This is a genomic window from Bradyrhizobium sp. PUT101 (assembly GCF_052043945.1).
Classification (GTDB): domain Bacteria; phylum Pseudomonadota; class Alphaproteobacteria; order Rhizobiales; family Xanthobacteraceae; genus Bradyrhizobium.
In genome coordinates this window covers 6,522,670-6,539,467 of sequence record NZ_CP197207.1, presented here as the reverse complement: position 1 = coordinate 6,539,467, position 16,798 = coordinate 6,522,670, and the positions used below count along the sequence as shown (strand labels likewise).

At 64.7% G+C, this 16,798-nt stretch carries 11 protein-coding genes; 4 read left to right on the top strand and 7 right to left on the bottom strand.

The window, feature by feature from the left end; genetic code table 11:
• Window positions 1-23 precede the first annotated feature (23 nt).
• On the top strand, window positions 24-1,454 hold the full coding sequence (locus tag ACSHT2_RS31195) for a TolC family outer membrane protein (protein ID WP_440638713.1): 1,431 nt from the start codon (window positions 24-26) through the stop codon (window positions 1,452-1,454).
• A gap of 236 nt (window positions 1,455-1,690) precedes the next feature.
• On the top strand, window positions 1,691-2,602 hold the full coding sequence (locus tag ACSHT2_RS31190) for an amidohydrolase family protein (protein WP_440638712.1): 912 nt from the start codon (window positions 1,691-1,693) through the stop codon (window positions 2,600-2,602).
• 3 nt (window positions 2,603-2,605) lie between these two features.
• Here the strand turns inward: ACSHT2_RS31190 and ACSHT2_RS31185 are convergent, their stop codons facing one another.
• The 3 genes from ACSHT2_RS31185 to ACSHT2_RS31175 all read right to left on the bottom strand — a co-directional run bounded on the left by ACSHT2_RS31185 (window position 2,606) and on the right by ACSHT2_RS31175 (window position 8,542).
• Window positions 2,606-5,722, bottom strand: a complete 3,117-nt coding sequence (locus ACSHT2_RS31185) for an efflux RND transporter permease subunit (RefSeq protein ID WP_440638711.1) — start codon at window positions 5,720-5,722, stop codon at window positions 2,606-2,608.
• A gap of 29 nt (window positions 5,723-5,751) precedes the next feature.
• On the bottom strand, window positions 5,752-6,996 hold the full coding sequence (locus tag ACSHT2_RS31180; RefSeq protein ID WP_440638709.1) for an efflux RND transporter periplasmic adaptor subunit: 1,245 nt from the start codon (window positions 6,994-6,996) through the stop codon (window positions 5,752-5,754).
• Between the two features lie 145 nt (window positions 6,997-7,141).
• The gene (locus tag ACSHT2_RS31175; protein WP_440638707.1) at window positions 7,142-8,542 is read right to left on the bottom strand and encodes a CoA transferase; all 1,401 of its coding nucleotides are present in this window, start codon (window positions 8,540-8,542) and stop codon (window positions 7,142-7,144) included.
• 139 nt (window positions 8,543-8,681) lie between these two features.
• Between ACSHT2_RS31175 and ACSHT2_RS31170 the strand changes: the two genes are divergently transcribed.
• Entirely contained in the window at window positions 8,682-8,969 is a 288-nt protein-coding gene (locus tag ACSHT2_RS31170; RefSeq protein WP_124160822.1) for a hypothetical protein, read from the top strand.
• Window positions 8,970-9,167: 198 nt separating this feature from the next.
• Window positions 9,168-9,938 (top strand): SDR family NAD(P)-dependent oxidoreductase, encoded by a 771-nt coding sequence (locus tag ACSHT2_RS31165; protein WP_440638706.1) that lies wholly within the window; start codon window positions 9,168-9,170, stop codon window positions 9,936-9,938.
• A gap of 274 nt (window positions 9,939-10,212) precedes the next feature.
• Here the strand turns inward: ACSHT2_RS31165 and ACSHT2_RS31160 are convergent, their stop codons facing one another.
• The 4 genes from ACSHT2_RS31160 to ACSHT2_RS31145 form a co-directional block, all read right to left on the bottom strand.
• Window positions 10,213-10,902: a hypothetical protein gene (locus ACSHT2_RS31160; protein WP_440638705.1), complete on the bottom strand. Its 690-nt coding sequence runs from the start codon at window positions 10,900-10,902 to the stop codon at window positions 10,213-10,215.
• A 136-nt stretch (window positions 10,903-11,038) separates the two neighbouring features.
• A complete protein-coding gene (locus ACSHT2_RS31155) occupies window positions 11,039-14,497 on the bottom strand; it encodes an error-prone DNA polymerase (RefSeq protein WP_440638704.1) in 3,459 nt (1,152 codons plus the stop codon).
• The gene (locus ACSHT2_RS31150) at window positions 14,494-16,089 is read right to left on the bottom strand and encodes a Y-family DNA polymerase (RefSeq protein WP_440638703.1); all 1,596 of its coding nucleotides are present in this window, start codon (window positions 16,087-16,089) and stop codon (window positions 14,494-14,496) included. Before ACSHT2_RS31150 ends, ACSHT2_RS31155 begins: the two co-directional genes overlap by 4 nt.
• Window positions 15,986-16,774 carry an ImuA family protein gene (locus ACSHT2_RS31145; RefSeq protein ID WP_440638701.1) on the bottom strand — a complete coding sequence of 263 codons (789 nt, stop codon included), beginning with the start codon at window positions 16,772-16,774 and terminating at the stop codon, window positions 15,986-15,988. The genes ACSHT2_RS31150 and ACSHT2_RS31145 overlap by 104 nt, the downstream gene beginning before the upstream one ends.
• Window positions 16,775-16,798: the final 24 nt, after the last annotated feature.

Sequence of the window (16,798 nt, the reverse complement as noted above, 5' to 3'; positions counted from 1 at the left end):
AGCCGGGAATTTCGCGGGAACATATGATTGGGCGTATCGCCAGAGCTGGTCGCGGGGTGACGCGGCATCGATCGGGCGTGGGTCCCGCGTTTGCGACATGGACCACGCTGGCGCTCTCGTGCGCCCTGCCCTCCGCCGCCTGGGCCGAAGCTCTGCCGGAAGCGCTGGCCAAGGCCTACCAGACCAACCCGCAGCTCAATGCCGAGCGCGCGCGCCAGCGCGCGACCGACGAGAACGTGCCGCAGGCGCTTGCCGGCTACCGGCCGCAGATCCTGGCCAGCCTCAGCGCCGGCCTTCAATCGGTGCGCAATCTGTTGCCCGACAACACCATCCAGACCGCCAACCTGAAACCCTGGATCATCGGCGTCACTGTGACGCAGACCCTGTTCAACGGTTTCCGCACCGCCAACAGCGTGCGGGCCGCCGAACTCCAGGTGCAGTCGGGACGCGAGGCGCTGCGCAATGTCGGCCAGGGCGTCCTGCTCGATGCGGTCACCGCCTACACCAACGTGCTCGCCAACCAGTCGCTGGTCGAGGCACAGCGCTCCAACGTCGCCTTCCTGCGCGAAACACTGTCGGTCACCCAGCGCCGCCTCAACGCCGGCGATGTCACGCCGACCGACACCGCGCAGGCCGAGGCCCGCCTCAACCGCGGCCTTGCCGATCTCAACGCGGCCGAGATCGCGCTCGCCGTCAGCCAGGCGATCTATGCGCAGGTGGTCGGCAATGCGCCGTCGCAGCTTCGGGCCGCCGAGGCCGTCGACCGCTATCTGCCGAAGAGCCGCGAGGACGCCATGACGATGGCGATCCGCCAGCATCCGGCGGTGATGGCCGCAAGTTTCGACGTCGATGTCGCCTCCACCAACATCCGCATCGCCGAAGGCACGCTGCTGCCGAGCGCCACCATCCAGGGCAGCGCAAGCAAGAGCCGCAACAACGACCCGACGCTAGGCACCCTTGCCGAAGACCAGGCCTCGATCGTCGCCAACGTCACCGCTCCGATCTATGATGGCGGTCAGGCCGCGGCGCAGACCCGGCAGGCCAAGGAGATCACGGCACAGAGCCGGCTCGTGCTCGATCAGGTGCGCAACCAGGCGCGCACGGCGGCGGTCAGCGCCTGGGTTGCCAATGAAGGCGCGAAGGTCGCGGTCTCGGCCTCGGAGTCCGAGGTGAAGGCGGCGACCGTCGCGCTCCAGGGCGTGCAGCGTGAGGCGGCCGGCGGACAGCGCACGACCGTGGACGTCTTGAACTCGCAAGCCGATTTGATCCAGGCCAAGGCCCGCCTCATCGGCGCGCAACGCGACCGCGTGATCGCCTCGTACACGCTGCTCAGCGCCATCGGCCATCTCGACGTCAAGACGCTGCACCTGAACACGCCGGACTATCTGCCCGAGGTGCATTACCACCAGGTCCGCGACGCCTGGCATGGCCTGCGCACGCCATCGGGGCAATAGCAGCCGACGCGCAGCGTCCCCTGCGCTCTGCTCCCTCGCCGTCTTGACGGCGTCCGGTCGGGCGCGTTGACGACTCACATCCGCTTGCGGACCTTGTTGAGCAGCTATGCAGCCAAGCTCAGCAGCTGACCCGGCCGATCTGATACTGTCCCAACAGCATTTCCAAAGAACGAAACAGGCAGAGGCATGCACAGCCGACGCGCGTCCTGCTTGCCTCTCTTGCCGCCGGAGTAGCCATGAACAGCAAAGCCCGCGCCCGTGCGGCGCAGCCCGCAACGCCGATCAATTTCGACGTCCCGGCGCATGCCTGCGACTGCCACACCCACATTCACGGCGATCCCGAAAGATTTCCGTTCTTCGCGGGGCGCGTCTATACGCCGGAGCCGGCGAGCCCCGAAGAAATGGCGGCGCTGCACAAGGCGCTGCATATCGAGCGCGTGGTGATCGTGACGCCGAGCGTCTACGGCACCGACAATTCCTCCACCTTGTTCGGCATGAAGGCGCGTGGTGCGACCGCGCGCGGGGTCGCCGTGATCGACGACAAGACCACGGAAGCAGAGCTCGACACGATGCAGGCGGAAGGCTTCCGCGGAATCCGCATCAATCTGGCGACCGGGAGCATGAATGATCCCAATGTTGGCCGCGCTCGCTTCACCACAGCCGTCGAGCGCGTGAAGGCGCGCGGCTGGCATGTGCAGCTCTACACGACGCTGGCCATGATCTCCGCGATCAGGGATCTCGTGCTCGCGTCGCCCGTGCCCGCCGTGTTCGACCATTTCGGCGGGCTCGAGGCCCCACTTGGGCTGGAGCAGCCGGGATTTTCCGACCTGATCGCCCTCGTCGAGTCCGGCAAGGCCTATGTGAAGGTCTCCGGCGCCTATCGCTCGTCGAAGCTCGCACCCGACTATCAGGACATGGTGCCCTATGCTCGCGCGCTGATCGCGGCCAATGCGGACCGCATCGTCTGGGGCACCGACTGGCCGCATCCGGATTCCAGCCGCGTCGAGGGACGCAAGCCCACCGACATCGCGCCTCTCTATCAGATCGACGACGGCCGCCTGCTCAACCAGCTTCCGGTGTGGGCGCCGGATGCCGATGTGCGCAAGAAGATCCTGGTCGACAATCCGGCGCGGCTCTACGGGTTCTGACAGTCAGCGCGCGCGGCGGGAGAAGAACGAGATCAGGACCGGCAGGGTCACCAGGATCACGACCGGCGCCAGCATCATGCCGGTGACGACCACGACCGCGAGCGGCTTCTGCACCTGCGAGCCGATGCCCTCCGACAGGGCCGCCGGCAACAGGCCGACGCCCGCGACCACGCACGTCATCAGCACGGGCCGGAGCTGAAGCTCGCCGGTACGCACCACCGCGCTCATGCGGTCCATGCCCTCTTCGATGAGCTGGTTGAACTGCGACAGGATGATGATGCCGTCCATCACGGCGATGCCGAACAGCGCAATGAAGCCGATCGCGGCGGAGACGCTGAAAGCGGTGCCGGTGATCAAGAGCCCCAGCACGCCGCCGAAGATCGCCATCGGAATCACGCTCATCGCGAGCAGCGTGTCGGTCATCGAGCCGAAATTGAACCAGAGCAGCACGCCGATCAGCGCCAGCGAGATCGGCACCACGATCGAAAGCCGCCGGATCGCGTCCTGGAGATTGCCGAATTCGCCGACCCACTCCATGTGCGAGCCCGGCGGCAGCTGCACCTGCTCGGCGATCTTGTCCTGCGCCTCGCGAATGGCGCTGCCGAGATCGCGCTCGCGCACCGAGAACTTGATCGGCAGATAGCGCTCCTGCTGCTCGCGATAGATATAGGCCGCGCCGGAAACGAGGCTGATGGTGGCGACCTCGCTCAGGGGAATCTGCGTGACGATGCCGTTCGGCCCCGGCGCGCCGATCCGCAAGTTCTGGATCGCCTCGGCACTCCGGCGGTATTCCGGCGCGAGGCGAACGATGATCGGGAAGTGGCGGTCGCTTCCGGGCTCATAGAGGTCGCCGGCGGTGTCGCCGCCGATTGCGACCTTGATGGTGGCGTTGATGTCGCCCGGGGCAAGGCCGTAGCGCGCGGCCTTGGCGCGGTCGATGTCGATCTGGATGGTCGGCTGCCCGAGCGAGGTGAACACGCCGAGGTCGGTGACGCCCTGTACGGTGGCCAACACCGATTTGATCTTGTTGGCGGTGTCGGTCAGCGCCTGGAGGTCGCTGCCGAACAGCTTGATCGAGTTCTCCCCCTTCACGCCTGAGACGGCTTCGGAGACGTTGTCCTGGAGATATTGCGAGAAGTTGAACTCGACGCCGGGAAAGCGGTCGTCGAGCTGCTTGAGCAGCTGCGCGGTCAGCTCTTCCTTGTCGCGCGTGCCGGGCCACTGGCTCACGGGCTTGAGCGGCGCGAAGAACTCGGCATTGAAGAAGCCGGCAGCGTCGGTGCCGTCATCGGGACGGCCGTGCTGCGACACGACGGACTCGACCTCGGGCCGGGCGCGGATCACCTTGCGCATCTCGTTGACGTAGCTGTTGCCCTCCTGGAGCGAAATGGTCGGCGGCAACGTGGCACGGATCCAGAGATTGCCCTCCTCCAGCTTCGGCAGGAATTCGAGGCCGAGCAGCCGGCTGAGCGCCACCGTCATCAGCACGAGGCCGGCCGCACCGCCGAGGACGATGTTGCGATTGGCGACCGCCCAATGCAGCAACGGCGAGTACAACCGGTGCAGGATCAGCATCAGCTTGGTCTCGGTTTCCTCGACATGCGCGGGCAGGATGATCGCGGACAGCGCCGGCGTGACGGTGAAGGTCGCAAGGAGCCCACCGGCGAGCGCATAGGCATAGGTGCGGGCCATCGGCCCGAAGATGTTGCCCTCGACCCCGGACAGCGTGAACAGCGGCAGGAACGCCGCGATGATGATCGCCGCGGCGAAGAAGATCGAGCGTGAGACGTCGGCGGCCGCGCTGAGGATGGCATGGCTCCTCATGCCGAACAGCGTCTCGGGCGACATGTGCTCGGATCCCGAGACCGGCGTCGTCTGCGTCAGGCGACGGAAGATCGCCTCCACCATGATGACGGTGGCATCGACGATCAGGCCGAAATCGATGGCGCCGACCGACAACAGGTTTGCCGATTCCCCGCGCAGCACCAGGATGATCACGGCGAAGAACAGCGCGAACGGAATCGTGGCGCCGACGATCAGCGCGCTGCGGAGATTGCCGAGGAATATCCACTGCAACAGCACGATCAGCAAAATGCCGACAACCATGTTGTGCAGCACGGTGTGGGTGGTGAGCTCGATCAGGTCGCCGCGGTCGTAGATTCGCTCGATGCGCACGCCGGGCGGCAGGATGCTGGAGTTGTTGATGGTTTGCACGAGCTGGTGGACGCGCTTGATCGTTGGCGAGCTCTGCTCGCCGCGGCGCATCAGGACGATGCCTTGCACGATGTCGTCGGTTTCGTCGAGGCCGGCGATGCCGAGACGTGGCTTGTTGCCGACGGTGACCGTTGCGACGTCCTTGACCAGCACCGGATTGCCGCCGGTCTGCGCCACCATGGTGTTGGCGAGGTCGTCGATCGAGCGGATCAGGCCGACGCCGCGCACCACGGCCGATTGCTGGCCGATATCGACGGTGTTGCCGCCGACATTGACGTTGGAATTGCCGACCGCCTGGAGCAATTGCGGCAGGGTCAGGCCGTTGGCAACCAGTTTGTTGAAGTCGACCTGGAGCTCGTAGGTCTTGCTCCTGCCGCCCCAGCCGGTGACGTCGATGACGCCGGGCACGGCGCGGAAGCGGCGCTGGAGAATCCAGTCCTGGATGGTCTTGAGGTCGAGCACGCTGTAATTGGGCGGGCCGACCAGGCGATAACGGAAGATTTCTCCGATCGGACTGAGCGGGGAGATTTGCGGCTGCACGTTGCCCGGCAGCGGCGCGAGTTGCGCCAGGCGGTTCAACACCTGCTGCAACGCCTCGTCATAGGTGTAGGCGAAGGAGAACTGGAGTTTGACGTCGGAGAGGCCGTACAGCGAGATGGTGCGGATGGTGGTGAGGTTCTTCAGACCCGCGACCTGGGTCTCGATCGGGATCGTGATGTAGCGCTCGATCTCCTCGGCCGACAAGCCCGAACTCTGCGTCACGATGTCGACCATCGGCGGGGTCGGATCGGGATAGGCCTCGATGTTGAGCTGGTTGAACGCGATCAGGCCGCCGATCAGAACGGCTGCAAACATGCCGACCATCAGCAAGCGCCGATTGACGGCAAGGGCAACGAGACGATCCATTCAGGTCTTCAACTTCTTGGGGTCGTCGATCAGCTGCCGGAGGCCGCGCGGTCGATGAACAGGCTGCCTTTGGTGATGATCTGCTCGCCGGGCTTGAGATTGCTGGTGACCTCGACGAGGTTGCCGTTGATGCGACCGATCTTGATCTGGCGCAGCTCGACCGCCTTGTCCTCGCGCGCGACCCAGATACGGACGTTCTCGGCTTCATAGATCAACGCCTGCTTCGGCACTGCCGGCGCGGCGCGGTCGCCGGCCGAATAGATCGTGACGTTGGCAAACATCTCCGGCTTCAGCAGGCCGTCCTTGTTGTCGATGGTCGCGCGAACCATAAGGCGGCGGGTGCCGGGGTCGATCGCGGCGGCGACGTAGTTGATCTTGGCGGTGAACGGACGGCCCGGCAGCGCCATCACGTTGACGGTGATGTCCTGGCCGATGCACACCGCGGCTGCGTCGCTCTCGCGCACGAAGGCGGTGAGCCAGACCGTGGAGAGATCGCCGATCACGAAGACCGGATCGCTGGCGCCGGAATTGACGTACTGCCCGGGCCCGATCTTGCGCTGCACGACCGTGCCGGAGATCGGCGAGTAGATCGTGATCTCCCGATTGATCGTGCCCTTGTCCTGGAACGCCTTGATTGTCTCGTCGGTGAAGCCGAGGATACGCAGCTTGTTGCGCGCGGCTTCCAGCGCCGTCACCGACGAGCGCATGTCGTTCTGCGTCTGGACCTGGGTTGCTTCCGCCTGCTGATAGTCCTTCAGCGGAATGGCATGGCCCTCATAGAGGTCCTTGGCGCGCTTGAACTGGATGTCGGAAAGCTCGAGCGACGATTTCGCCTTGTTCTGCGAGGTCATCGCCGCGATGAAATCGTTCTGGGCCTGCACGGTGTCGGCGGCCTCTATCGTAAACAGCGGTTGACCTTGCTTCAGCATCTCACCCGGCTTGGCCAGCAGCTTGGTGACCCGGCCCGCATAGGGCGAGAACACCGGCGTCGAGCGGTCCTCGTCGACCGCGACCTTGCCCTCGGTGACGTACTCGGCTCGGAAGCTCTTGGCCTTGACCGGCTCGATCGTCAGCGTCGCCCATTCGGACGGCGTGGGCGTGAAGGCCTGCGCATTCCTGCGCGACTGGCTGGAGATCTCGGAGTGCTTTTTTTGCTTTGACCCCGAAGAAAGGAAGCCGTAGGCGCCCGCACCGGCAAGAGCGAGTAAAACTACGGATGCGATCACCCGTTGTTTTGTAATCGCATGCAATCGCTTGGTATTCTCAACTACCATGGGGCCCGGTCGTGTCTGCGACGATCTCGGCAAATGACTGCCGCATCGGTCGCGCTAATAGTGCCGAATTGGGATTTCAAACAACCTTAAAAACGCTGGGTCCCTTGCGGTTTGCGTTAAAGTTTTGCGACGTGTCAGCTTCATGTCAGCTTCGCGCAGGCCATTGTGCAGGATGACTGCCGAGTGGCATCGCGGGACGGCTCCATTGTGCCGGCGTCTTCGACAGCACTGCCGAATGACGCACCGCTTTCAACGTGCCGAAGCCAGATGGCATGCTTTCGATGAACGCAGCATGTACGGCCTCGCCCGTAAGATCCGGGGTATTCAGTCCGCTGTCGAGCCGACCGAGATTCCACAACCATCGTCCGGTCTGCGCCAGCGAGACGCGCACGTGCCAGCTGCCGCCTTCGCGGGCCTGGCGCGACCTGGCCATCATCGCGCCGAACGCCATCAGATAGCCGGTGGCGTGGTCGAGGATTTGCGCCGGCAATTCCTTCGGACCGTCGATGCCGGAAGCCTGCCCCTCGGCGTGATTGAAGCCGGTCGTCGTCTGCACCAGCGAGTCGAAGCCGCGCCGCTCGGCCCAGGGGCCGGCGTGGCCATACGCCGACAACGTGACATAGACGATGCCGGGATTGATTTGCGCTGCGTCCTCCGGCGCGAAGCCGAGGGCGGCAAGCGCACGCGGGCGATAGCCTTGCGAGAAGATGTCGGCGTCCTTGAGCAGCTCGCACAGCTGCGCGCGCCCGAACTCGCTCTTCAATTCGATGAAAGTGGTGAGCTTGCCGCAGCCGGTGTCGATGGTGAGCCAGGGAATGGCGGGCAGCTCCGGCCCTGACACCAGCAGCACGTCCGCGCCGTGCGCGGCGAGCGTGCGACCGGCGACGGGGCCCGCGATGACGCGGGAGAGATCGAGCACACGAAGACCTGAGAGCGGACGATCGCCTTTTGGCCACGGCTTCGGCGGGGCCTCGCCGATCCTCTCGATCGAGACTAGCGGCAATTGCGCGAGCGCACGCGCCTGCGGTAAGGCGGACCATTCGTCGTACGATCGCATCAGGGCGACGACACCGCCTGCGGCGTAAGCTGCAGTCTCGAAATCCTCCCCCTTCCATCGCATCAACGCCGCCTGCACCTTCTCGCGCTCCGCCTCGCAGCCGAGTACCTCGCAGACGGCGTCGCGGTGATGCGGGAAATTGGTGTGGCAGCGGACGAAGCGGCCATCGCCGGTCCTGTAAACGCCGGCGATCGCGTCCCAGGCCGGCGGGGGCGGCTTGTCGTCGACGCGCAAATAGCGCTCGGAACGACATTCGGCGACGGCGTGGCGCATGTCGACGGAGACGTCCTGCGCCTCGCCGCTGCGCAGTCGCCAGATTTCGGCGGCGGCGAGCCCGGCGGCAGCTATCGTCGTCTGGCCGGCGACGGCGACGCGAAACGAGGATGGGATTTGTGGCTCGGTGCCGGTCAGCCGCACGCGATCGAGCGCAGCCGCATCACCGCCGGCGGAGGTCCAGATACCCTTCAGAATGTCGGCGGGGCTTTGCATGGCCGGTGTCCTCCCTTGAAGCTTGAGCATGATCTCCGCGCAAACGCGGTCCACGTTTGTCGCGATGGAAAACGGCTGCACACCTTTCCGGATCATGCTCTAATTTTCGCGACCATTCATCAGCACAAGAAGGAATGCAATGGCCGCCATCGATCCCCTCACCGCAGGCGCCGTGTTCGTCGCAACGGCGGCCACCGACGCGGTCTATGTGATGTTCACCTCGGCGGTGATCGCGCGCAAGCGCGTGCCGGCGGCGAACTGGAGCGCGGTCTGGTACCTGCTCTCCTCCTACGCGGTGATCAGCTACACCGATAACGCGTTCTATGTCGCGTTCGCGGCGATCGGCTCCTGGGCCGGCGCCTATGCGTCGCTGACCTTCCTGCATCGCCCGCCCGGCGGTCCGCCGGTGGGGGCGGCACCGGAGTAGGCGAGCGCTGCGGCGCCGTCGTTGCGAGCGCAGCAACTTGTCCGCCGAGGCCCTCGGCGAAGGCAGAAGCAATCCGGAATCGATCCAAGGCAGCTGGATTACTTCGTCGCAAGAGCCCCTCGCAATGACGATGTCGAGGCTTCTGCGTATCGTCTGAAACGGTTACACTCACTGCGACCAACACAAGGAAAACCAACAATGGATCTCGGTCTCAAAGGCAAGAACGCCATCGTCCTCGGCGGCACGCGCGGCATCGGGCGGGCGATTGCGGCGACGCTGGCCGGTGAAGGCGCCAATGTCGCGGTGTGCGCGCGTAACGCCGATCAGGTTGCGGCCACTGTCGCAGAGCTGAAGGCGAGCGGCATCAAGGCTACCGGCAGCCCGGTCGACGTCACCGACGGCGCGGCGCTGCAATCCTGGATCGAGAATGCAGCGAAGGAGCTCGGCGGCGTCGACTTGCTGTTCTCCAATGCGGGCGCGATGGCGCAAGGCAGCGATCCCGCGTCTTGGGAGCAGAATTTTCGGCTCGACGTGCTCGGCGCCGTGCATGCGTTCGATGCCGCACGACCGTTCCTCGAAGCCAGCGGCGCGAGCCGCGGCGATGCGGCCTTCGTGATCATCTCGTCGATCGCGGCGGCTCAGGCGGACACGGCCAGTTCCTACGGCCCGATCAAGGCCGCGCTGATCCACATGGCCAAGGGGCTGGCCCGGCAATATGCGAAGAAGAAGATCCGGGTCAACGTGGTCTCGCCCGGCACGGTCTATTTCAAGGGCGGTGTCTGGGAGATGATCGAGCAGAACATGCCCGAGCGCTACAAGGATGCGATGAGCCGCAACCCGACGGGACGCATGGCAACGCCCCAGGAGATCGCGAGCGCGGCGGTGTTTCTGGCAAGCCCGGTGTCGGGATTCACGACGGGATCGAATCTCGTCGTGGATGGCGCGATCTCGAACCGCGTGAATTTTTGAGGGGGCACACTGTCATCGCCCGGCTTTGACCGGGCGATCCAGTACTCCGAGACAGTTGTGGTTCAGTCGAGAAGCCGCGGCGTACTGGATTCCCCGCCTTTGCGGGGAATGACGACTGAGAGTGTGGCGCGCGATCTCTCGACAAACTCGGCATTTGCGGGCCAACGGATCGCGTAGCGCGGCCCGATGACGGGCTCAGCGAAGAAATCCAGAGTCTTTCCGGGGAACAGTCTGGATTGCTTCGCCGCTTCGCTCTTCGCAGAAGCACAGAGGCTTATTGGGTGGATACGCGCGAACGCCGCCTGCGAATGAGCCACATTGCAAATTGTATGAGCCAATCCGGTACGTTCAAATAGCGCAATGTATCAATCTGGCCCTGGTCTTCGCGGCTCCGAAAGCTGGCGTCGGAAAGGTAGGTCTCGTCGCTTTCACACCACTCCAATGTACGAACGATTTCCTCCAGCATGAGCCCGGTGTCGGGCAGCTTCTTGAGAAAGCTGAGCTCGCGCCGAAGACAGGCCGCCTCGATTCGATAGCGGCTCGATTCCTCATAGATGATCCCCCATCCGTCTAACCGTGCATGGGTCGCTTCATGGACGATGGTAGAGGCGATCCGCTCAGGCGTCATTGTCTCGTTGAGAACGTAACGTTCATCGAGGGCGCAGGCGTTTAGTGACCGATCATAGTGCGCCTGGGCGCTGGGGAGCAGATGTACCCATATTCGATCGAGATTGCGGGAGATACGTGAGTAGTTGAGTGTGTCGTGACGCTTGATGAGTTGGAGCGCCTCTTCCACGCGGCGCAACGCCGGGTAAGGCTTGCTTTCGGTTGTCCCGATCCAAAGCCCGTCGATCATGCTGCTCTTGGAGAACCAGAGGCCCAGCCTGTCGATGCGGGAGGGTCTTCGATCCTGCTTTACGGCGACGGCGAGGCCGCGCGATCGTTGCGGCGCTTCCAGCTGCAAATATTGACTCCCGCCGTGTCAAAATGGGCACTACGAATGATAGGCACGCCTCGCTTTCAGGTTGCTTAGAGACTCGATTCAAATCGTATTGATCGTTGGGCAGGATCGGCCGATTCCTGCGGTTGTTCATAATCCCTCAATGAAAATCCCGCGAGGGCGGCAGGATGCGGACGTCGCGGGGGTGGCGGATTTTTTGCGCGGGCATGTCCGTGAGGGCGCGAGGGTCGTCGTTGAGCGGCTCGACCACGGTGGCGCCTGCCGGCACCGGATGCTTGCCGCCGAGTGCATCGTTTGCGAGGCCGACCAGATCGTGCGAGCGGTCGACCATGCGCTGGGCGATGAGATGCGTCACCTTTTCGGGGCTGCTCTGGATATAGCCCTCGACCAGGATGAGGCGCGCGCCCATCACCTCTTTGCGGTACTGCTCCATGATCTTGGGCCAGACCACGACATTGGCGATGCCGGTTTCGTCCTCCAGCGTCATGAACACGACGCCGCTGGCGCTGCCCGGCCGCTGCCGCACCAGGACCACGCCGGCGCAGCGGACGCGGCGCCGCTCGTTCTCGTGACTGATGTCCTTGCAGGCGACGATGCGCTCGCGCGAAAACATCTCGCGCAAGAATTCCATCGGGTGGCCCTTCAGCGACAGCCGGATGGTCTGGTAGTCCGCGACCACCTGCTCGGAACGCGGCATCGCCGGCAGCGGCTTTGCGCCTTCGTCCGGCTGCTCGCGCGCGGTCGCCGCCTCGAACAGCGGCAGCGGCACGTCGTCGGGCAACCGTCGCACCTGCCACAGCGCTTCGCGGCGATCGAGCCCGAGCGAGCGGAACGCATCGGCATCCGCCAGCAGGATCAACGCCCGCTTGGGCAGGCCGGTGTCGCGGGCGAAGTCTTCGAGCGAGGTGAAGGGACGGCGGCTGCGTGCCGCGACGATGCGGTCGGCCCAGTCGGGCACTCTTTCCATGTTGTCATTCCGGGACGCGCCTCTTGGCGCGAGCCCGGAATCCATACTCCCGATCGGGGTTATGGATTCCGGGCTCGACGCTGACGCGTCGCCCCGGAATGACGACTGGGAGCGCTTCAGCCTCTCCTCATCCTCATCGAGCCAGTGAAAGCCGTCGATCTGGCGAAAGCCGAGGCGCACGGCGCAATGTTTGCCGCTCCCTTCCTCCAGCGTGTTCTGCGCAAAGCTGTAGGACACGTCGATGTCGCGAATCTCGACGCCGTTCTTGCGGGCATCGCCGACGATCTGCGCCGGCGCATAAAAGCCCATCGGTTGCGAGTTCAACAAGCCGCAGCAGAAGGCGTCGGGATGGTAGTGCTTCAGCCACGACGAAATGTAGACCAGTTGCGCAAAGCTCGCGGCATGACTCTCAGGAAAACCGTAGGAGCCAAATCCCTTGATCTGGTCAAAGCAGCTTCTGGCGAAGTTGGGGTCGTAGCCGCGCGCCACCATGTTGCCGATCAGCTTCTCCTCGTATTGGCCGATGGTGCCGACATTGCGGAAGGTCGCCATCGAGCGGCGCAGGCCGTTGGCTTCCTCGGACGTAAAATGTGCAGCCTCGATCGCAATGCGCATCGCCTGTTCCTGGAACAGCGGGACGCCGAGCGTCTTGTGCAGCACCTTGTAGAGCTCGTCCTTGTCGCCATGCTCCGGTGACGGCGAGGGATAGCTCACCTTCTCAAGCCCGTTTCGCCGCCGCAAATAGGGATGCACCATGTCGCCCTGGATGGGCCCGGGGCGCACGATCGCGACTTCGATGACGAGATCGTAGAAGGTCCGTGGCTTCAGGCGCGGCAGCATGTTCATCTGCGCGCGGCTCTCGACCTGGAACACGCCGAGCGACTCCCCGGCGCACAGCATGTCGTAAACCCTGGGATCGTCCTGCGGAACACTCGCCAGCACAAAACGCTCGCCCTTGTGCCGATCGATCAAGTCAAGGCACTTGCGGATGCAGGTCAGCATGCCGAGCGCCAGCACGTCGACCTTCATCATGCTGAGCGCGTCGACGTCGTCCTTGTCCCATTCGATGAAGGTGCGGTCGTCCATCGCGGCGTTGCCGATCGGAACATAGGTGTCGAGCCGGTCCTGGGTGAGCACATAGCCGCCGACATGCTGGGAGAGATGGCGCGGGAATTCGATCAGCTCGGTCGCAAGCTCGACCGCGAGGTTGATCATGGGATTGTTGGGATCGAGCCCGGCCTGCCTGACCTGCATGTCGTTGAGGCCCTTGCCCCAGCTGCCCCAGACGGTGTCGGCGAGCGCGGCGGTGACGTCCTCGGTCAGGCCCAGCGCCTTGCCGACGTCGCGGATGGCGCTGCGCGGGCGATAATGGATGACGGTAGCGATGATCGCGGCACGATGGCGGCCATAGCGGCGATAGACATATTGCATCACCTCCTCGCGCCGCGAATGCTCGAAATCGACGTCGATGTCGGGCGGCTCCAGTCGCTCCTTGGAGATGAAGCGCTCGAACAACAGATCGACCTTGGTCGGATCGACCGAGGTGATGCCGAGCACGTAGCAGACGGCCGAATTCGCCGCCGATCCCCGCCCCTGGCACAGGATGTTCTGGCTGCGTGCATAGTGCACGATGTCGTGCACGGTGAGAAAGTAATGCGCGTATTTCAGCTCGGCAATCAGCGCGAGCTCCTTCTTCAGCGTCGCGCGCAGCTTGTCGTCGATCTTGCCGCCGAAATATTTGTCGACACCGGCCCAGGTCAGATCCTCCAGATGCCCCTGCGCGGTCTTTCCCGGCGGCACCGGCTCGTCGGGATATTGGTATTTGAGCTGGTCGAGAGAGAAGTCGATCTTGTCCGCAAAGTGCATGGTCTCCGCGATCGCATCGGGGAAATCGCGAAACAGCCGCGCCATTTCTCGCGGCGTCTTCAGGAACCGCTCGGCATTGGCCTCCAGCTTCCGTCCGATCGCATCGATCGTGGTCTTTTCCCGGATGCAGGTCAGCACGTCCTGGAGAGGACGGCGCACGGGATGGTGATAGAGCACCTCGTTGGTCGCAAGCAGCGGCACCCGAGCTTTTGCCGCGAGATCATCGAGCCGCGCCAGGCGACGCCTGTCGTCGCCGCGATAGATCAGGCTCGCCGCCAGCCACACGCCCTCGGCGCGGCTATCCCTGAGCTTTGAAAGAACATTCAGCGCCTGAGCGGGCTCGAAGCGATGCGGCAACGTCAGGACCAGCAGCTGGCCTTCCGAAAACTCCAGGAGATCGGCGAAGGCGAGATGGCATTCGCCCTTCTCGATCCGCGTGATGTCGTCGCCGCGCTTGCCCCGGGTGAGAAGCTGGCACAGCCTGCCATAGGCGGCGCGGTCGCGCGGATAGACCAGGATATCGGGCGTGCCGTCGATGAAGACGATGCGCGCGCCGATCAGCAATTTCGGCTTGTGCAGCACTTCGGCATTGTCGAGCTCCTTGTAGGCCCGCACCACGCCGGCGAGCGTGTTGTGGTCGGCAATGCCGATCGCGGGGATGCCGAGGATGCTGGCCTGATGCACATAGGCGCGCGGATCCGAGCCGCCGCGCAGGAAGGAGAAGTTGGTGGTGATGCCGATCTCGGCATAAGCGGGCGTGGTCATGCGAAGAGACCGTGCACATACCAGTTGGGGGAAACGGGCTTGCCTTCGCCGTCGAACGTCTCCCCCTCGTAGAGACCGTCGCGAAAGATCCAGAAACGCAGGCCTTCGGCATCCTCGATGCGGAAATAGTCCCGCGTCAGTTGCTTGCCGTCCTGCCGCCACCATTCCATGGCGATGCGCTCGGGCCCCTCCACCCGCACCACCGCATGCAGCGCGCGGCGCCAGGTGAATTGATGCGGCGGACCATCCGGCACAGTCGCGAACGGCACCTTGATCGGCTCCGGCTTGTCGAACAGCCGCAAGGGGCGCAGCGGCGGCTCGCTCTCGGCACGCGCCGGCCATTCGGCTTGCATGGCAGCCGTGAGATGATGCTGCGCCGGCGCGGCCAGCACCGCGCTTTCAGGGATATGGGTGTCCTTCGGCAGGTGCACGACGACGCGCTTTCCGCCGATGCGCGCGGCGATGCGGTCGATCAGCGCAGCAATCTCGTCATTGTCGTGGACATGCGCATCGAGATCGCGCTGCTCCTGCACCACGATCTCGGTGCGGCTCGCCGACAGCCGCACCATGTCGAAGCCGAAGCCGGGATCGAGGGGATCGGCGAGCGCATCGAGGCGTTCGCGGAACAGCCGGTCGATCACGGCGCTTCGCGTCACGGGGCGTCCGGTCTCGACCGTGATCGCGCGCACCACGCCGTCGGTGCGGAAGAAGGCGGCCTCAAGTCGTCGTGCGCCTTTGCCCTGCTTCTCCATGGATGCGATCAGCGTGTCCGCCAGCCGCGACAGCGTCATCGCGATCATGGTGTCGGTCGCGATCGGCTCGGCGAAGCGCTTCTCCACGATGTAATCGGGCAGCGGCTTGCGCGGGTTGATCGGCGCATCGCCCTGCCCCAGCGCATGCGCGAGCAGCGTGGAGAACCGCGCGCCAAACCGCGCCGTGATCTCGTGGGAACTGCGCGAGGCGACATCGCCGATGGTCTTCAGCCCGGCGCGCCGCAGGCCGGTCGTGATCGCCTCGCCCGCCCCGAGTGCGGACACCGGAAACTGGTCGATCGCAGCCGCCTCCCCACCATCTGCAACGATGGTTCCCGTGGCCTGCCGCGTCAGCGTGCGCGCGCAGACCGAGGTCCCGGCAATCGCAGCGCTGACGGCAAAGCCCTGGCGCGCCAGCGCCCGGACTAGCGTTTTTAGCAGCGCGGCTTCGCCGCCGAACAGATGCGCGCAGCCGGTGATGTCGAGGAACAGCCCGTGCGGCGCATCGAGCGCCACCAACGGCGTGAAGCGGTCGCACCAGTCGGCGATATCGCTGAGCGTCTTCGCATCGGCCACGATATCGGCATCGAACACCTTCAGGTCAGGACACATCGCCCGCGCATTGGCCAAGGGGTGGCCGATATACAGGCCGAGGCGCTCGGCGGCCTCGTCCAGCGCATGGATCACCAGCGCATTGTTGTCCTTGATGACGACGATGCTCGGCTCATGATTGGCTTCACCCAGCCCGGCGCTGCTGAAGAACCGCTGGATCCTGTCGATGGGCAGGCGCGGCAGCCACAGGCTGAGGATACGTCGACGGTTCACTGAACTGGCACTCATCACAATTCCATTCCATGATCCACCGGCCGCATGGGCCATGACGATTGCGCAAGAGTTCGGCATCGAACACCGGCGCGCCCCAAACACTCCAAGCCGGCCCCGGCGGCGAATGCGCCGCACGCAGCATCCATCGCGTCTCCGCGGTCGAAGGCAGTGGCTGCGCGGCCATCCGCAGCAAGAGGCCGGTAACGCCGGAAGATTGCGCGGCGAGCGTCAATTTGCGGCTCGCCACGAGATCGAACTGTCTGATCTCGCCCCAGAGCTCGAGCACGACGGCGCCCAGCGCATCGCAGGCGAGCGCATCGGCCGAGGTGCGCAGCGCGCTCTCGACATCGGCGGCACGCACCATCACCACGCGGCCCGGATCGAGGCCGAGCTCGGCTAGCCCGCTCATCGACAGCGCGCCCGTCTCTATCTCCGAAAAATCCTGCCGCACCCACAGCAGCGGCCGACGCGCGCTCACGCGTCCCGCAAGGCCCATGGCGAAGCCGGTCGCGGCAGCGCCCTGACGCCCCTCGCAAAACACCTCGTGGATCGCCGCGCGCGCGAGCCCCCCCTTCAGCGCGCTGTCGGCCTCGCCATGGCCGAGCGCGACGCGATCGTGCTGATGCACGATTTCCGCCGTCTCGATGCGTTCGATCTGGCCGCGCAAGGTCGCAAGCGCGCTGTTGCGTGCGCCGCTCATGCTCGCCGCTCCTTCAGGAATTGG

Bases quoted from the DNA above. Each gene is read 5' to 3' on its own strand.
- ACSHT2_RS31195 (WP_440638713.1), top strand. From the start codon at position 24: ATGATTGGGCGTATCGCCAGAGCTGGTCGCGGGGTGACGCGGCATCGA.
- ACSHT2_RS31190 (WP_440638712.1), top strand. From the start codon at position 1,691: ATGAACAGCAAAGCCCGCGCCCGTGCGGCGCAGCCCGCAACGCCGATC.
- ACSHT2_RS31185 (WP_440638711.1), bottom strand. From the start codon at position 5,722: ATGGATCGTCTCGTTGCCCTTGCCGTCAATCGGCGCTTGCTGATGGTC.
- ACSHT2_RS31180 (WP_440638709.1), bottom strand. From the start codon at position 6,996: ATGGTAGTTGAGAATACCAAGCGATTGCATGCGATTACAAAACAACGG.
- ACSHT2_RS31175 (WP_440638707.1), bottom strand. From the start codon at position 8,542: ATGCAAAGCCCCGCCGACATTCTGAAGGGTATCTGGACCTCCGCCGGC.
- ACSHT2_RS31170 (WP_124160822.1), top strand. From the start codon at position 8,682: ATGGCCGCCATCGATCCCCTCACCGCAGGCGCCGTGTTCGTCGCAACG.
- ACSHT2_RS31165 (WP_440638706.1), top strand. From the start codon at position 9,168: ATGGATCTCGGTCTCAAAGGCAAGAACGCCATCGTCCTCGGCGGCACG.
- ACSHT2_RS31155 (WP_440638704.1), bottom strand. From the start codon at position 14,497: ATGACCACGCCCGCTTATGCCGAGATCGGCATCACCACCAACTTCTCC.
- ACSHT2_RS31150 (WP_440638703.1), bottom strand. From the start codon at position 16,089: ATGAGTGCCAGTTCAGTGAACCGTCGACGTATCCTCAGCCTGTGGCTG.
- ACSHT2_RS31145 (WP_440638701.1), bottom strand. From the start codon at position 16,774: ATGAGCGGCGCACGCAACAGCGCGCTTGCGACCTTGCGCGGCCAGATC.